The sequence below is a fragment of the Geobacillus sp. ZGt-1 genome, assembly GCF_001026865.1.
Taxonomy (GTDB): Bacteria; Bacillota; Bacilli; order Bacillales; family Anoxybacillaceae; genus Geobacillus; species Geobacillus thermoleovorans.
The window spans coordinates 111,145-114,284 of the sequence record NZ_LDPD01000012.1 but is presented as its reverse complement, the minus strand read 5'-3'; the positions used below and the strand labels follow the sequence as shown (position 1 = coordinate 114,284).

4 protein-coding genes are annotated in these 3,140 nt (G+C 54.3%); 1 reads left to right on the top strand and 3 read right to left on the bottom strand.

Annotated features, from left to right (window positions below; all coding sequences use genetic code 11):
- Window positions 1–489 (top strand): spore protease YyaC (yyaC, locus tag VU18_RS04260; RefSeq protein WP_047757700.1); only part of this gene is annotated, 489 nt, incomplete at its 5' end.
- An 84-nt stretch (window positions 490–573) separates the two neighbouring features.
- Here yyaC and ptsP read toward each other — a convergent pair.
- The 3 genes from ptsP to VU18_RS04245 form a co-directional block, all read right to left on the bottom strand.
- Entirely contained in the window at window positions 574–2,295 is a 1,722-nt protein-coding gene (gene ptsP / locus VU18_RS04255; RefSeq protein WP_047757699.1) for a phosphoenolpyruvate--protein phosphotransferase, read from the bottom strand.
- Window positions 2,295–2,561, bottom strand: a complete 267-nt coding sequence (locus VU18_RS04250; protein WP_033012410.1) for a phosphocarrier protein HPr — start codon at window positions 2,559–2,561, stop codon at window positions 2,295–2,297. Before VU18_RS04250 ends, ptsP begins: the two co-directional genes overlap by 1 nt.
- Window positions 2,562–2,667: 106 nt before the next feature.
- A partial coding sequence (locus tag VU18_RS04245) for a PTS glucose transporter subunit IIA (RefSeq protein ID WP_047757698.1) occupies window positions 2,668–3,140 on the bottom strand: 473 nt, incomplete at its 5' end.

Sequence of the window (3,140 nt, the reverse complement as noted above, 5' to 3'; positions counted from 1 at the left end):
CTGCTGCCAGCGCACATTTCCCGTTTGACCGTCGTTTGCATCGGCAGCAACCGTATCAACGGCGACAGCCTAGGGCCGTTCGTCGGCACGCTGCTTGAAAACGCCTATCCGGATCATCTAACCGTAATCGGCACACTCAGGCAACCTGTCGATGCGACAAACATCCGACGCGTTTCCGAGCAATTGCAAAACGAACACGGAGCATATGTAGTGGCGATCGACAGCATTGTCGGGCCGCAGCCGTTTGTCCATACGATCGCCATCCGCCCTGGCGCCCTTTCCCCTGGCACTGCGCTTGGCAAATCGCTGCCATCGATTGGCGACATCAGCATGATGGGCGTCGTGATGGAAGATACCGCCGATATGAGCGCACTTCCGTACACGAATTTGCACATTGTTTACCAAATGGCGAAAGTCATCGCTTTAGGCCTTTCACTTACGATCCGGCAGCGGTATGGCTATGAATCATCGACACCGCTGTTGGCTTGAACAGAGCGCGGAAACATATGTCTTGCCTTTAAAGGCAAAAAAAGGCGCAGCGGCCGATTCATGCCGCTGCACCTTTCGCTATGATCAAGCCATATGGAACGTTCGTTTGACAAACGACACGACTTCCTCAGCCGTACCAAGCGACAGCACTGTCTCTTTCACGCGGACCGCATCCTCTTTTGACAGCCGCTTCAGCTGGGCGCGCGCCGGCAAAATCGAGGTGGCGCTCATGCTGAACTCATCAAGGCCAAGGGCAAGCAAAATCGGAATGGCGATCGGGTCGCCGGCCATTTCCCCGCACATCCCAACCCATTTCCCTTCGCGGTGAGCGGCGTCAATGACATAGCTGATGAGCCGCAAAATGGCCGGGTTGTACGGTTGATATAGATACGACACCCTCTCATTCATCCGGTCGGCCGCCATCGTATATTGGATCAGGTCGTTCGTTCCGATGCTGAAGAAATCGACTTCTTTCGCAAACTGGTCCGCCATGACGGCAGCCGCCGGAATCTCGACCATCATGCCGACTTCAATTCCATTCGCAACTGGAACCCCTTGGCGGAGGAGCGCTTCTTTTTCTTCGAGTAAAATCGCTTTCGCTTGGCGGAATTCATCGAGCGTCGCAATCATCGGGAACATGATTTTCAAATTGCCGTGCACGCTCGCCCGCAGCAAGGCGCGCAGCTGCGTGCGGAACATGTCTTGCATTTCCAGGCAAAGGCGAATGGCTCGAAACCCTAAAAACGGGTTCATCTCTTTTGGCAAGTGTAAATACGGGAGCTCTTTGTCGCCGCCAATGTCAAGCGTACGCACAACGACCGGCTTGCCATCCATCTTTTCAAGCACCGTTTTGTAGGCCGCAAACTGTTCGTCTTCCGTAGGCAGCTCTGATCGTCCCATGTATAAAAATTCCGTGCGATACAACCCGATCCCTTCCGCCCCGTTGGCTAACGCTCCTTTCACATCGTCCGGCGTGCCGATATTGGCCGCCAGCTCAACGTGCACGCCATCAGCGGTAACCGTCGGTTGATCGACAAGCTTCGCCCATTCCGCTTTTTGCTCCTCATAGCGAGCCCGCTTCTCTTCATAACGCGCAAGCAGCTCCGGGGACGGATTGACGACGACTTGACCGTCAAGTCCATCGACGATGACAATGTCTCCGTTTTGCACTTCCGCCGTAATTGCCTTCGTGCCGACGACAGCCGGGATTTCGAGCGAGCGGGCCATAATGGCCGAATGCGACGTTCGCCCGCCGATGTCGGTGGCAAATCCTTTCACATATTGGCGGTTCAGCTGCGCCGTATCGGATGGCGTCAAATCCTCAGCGATAATGACGACCTCTTCGGAAATGAGGCTCGGATTGGAGATCGTCACACCAAGCAAATGGGCGAGGACGCGCTTCGTCACATCGCGGATATCGGCGGCCCGCTCTTTCATATACTCATTGTCCATGCCTTCAAACATGGAAATGAAAAACGATGTCGTTTCATGGAGCGCATATTCCGCATTCACTTGTTCTGTTTTGATTTTTTCCTTAATCGGGTTCAGCAATTCTGGGTCGTCAAGCACAAGCAAGTGGGCGGCAAAAATGGCGGCTTTGTCTTCGCCAAGCTTTTCCAAGGCATGCTGTTTGATGGCTTCCAGCTCTTCTTTCGCTTTCGCGACCGCCGCCTCAAGCCGCGCAATTTCCGCCTCGACGTCGGCGACCGTCCGTTTTTCGGCCGCCAAATGAGGCGTCTCCAAGCGGTATGCCTTGGCGATGGCGATGCCGCTTGAAGCGGCGATGCCATGAATCGTCTTTTCCATTATTCCGCAAGGCCTTCCTTTGCCAACGTATCGGTTAACGCCGCCATTGCTTCTGCCGCATCGGCCCCTTCTGCCGTGATTTTGATCGTCGCCCCTTTCGGAATTCCTAACGACATGACGCCCATGATCGATTTCAAGTTCACCGTTTTGCCGTTGTGCTCAAGCTGGATTTCGCTGTTGAATTTGCTCGCTGTTTGCACCAAAATCGTCGCCGGACGAGCGTGGATGCCGGAATCAGAAACGACTTTAAACGTTTTTTCTGCCATGTCCATCATTCCCCTTTTCTTCAATTTTTTCTTTGCCATCATATCAAATGCAGGGGCGGGGAGGCAACGGAAAATGCTTGGCCCCGCCCCGCCGCGAATAAGCAGTTTAGCTGAGCGTAACAACAGCGTCTTCTCCTCGAGCAACCGGGCCTTGCTTGTTGACATGAACCGTTTCGCCGGCTTTGAGATTCGTGAAAATCACCGGCGTGACAATCGATGGCGCGTTCTGTTTTACATAATCAAGGTCGACGCGCAAAATCGGCTGCCCTTTTTTCACTTCGTCGCCTTCCTTGACAAGCGCTTCAAACCCTTGGCCGTTCAGCTTCACTGTGTCGATGCCGACGTGGATTAAAATTTCATGCCCGCCGGCCGACTGAATGCCAATGGCGTGCTTCGTCGGAAATACGTTGATGATTTTGCCATCAACCGGAGAGACGACCGTGCCGTCCGTCGGCATGACCGCGAAGCCGTCGCCCATCATTTTTTGCGAAAACACTTGATCAGGCACTTCAGCGAGCGGAACGACCTCTCCTGACATCGGCGAAGCAATCGTTTCGGACTTCGCGGCTTCCGAGGCCG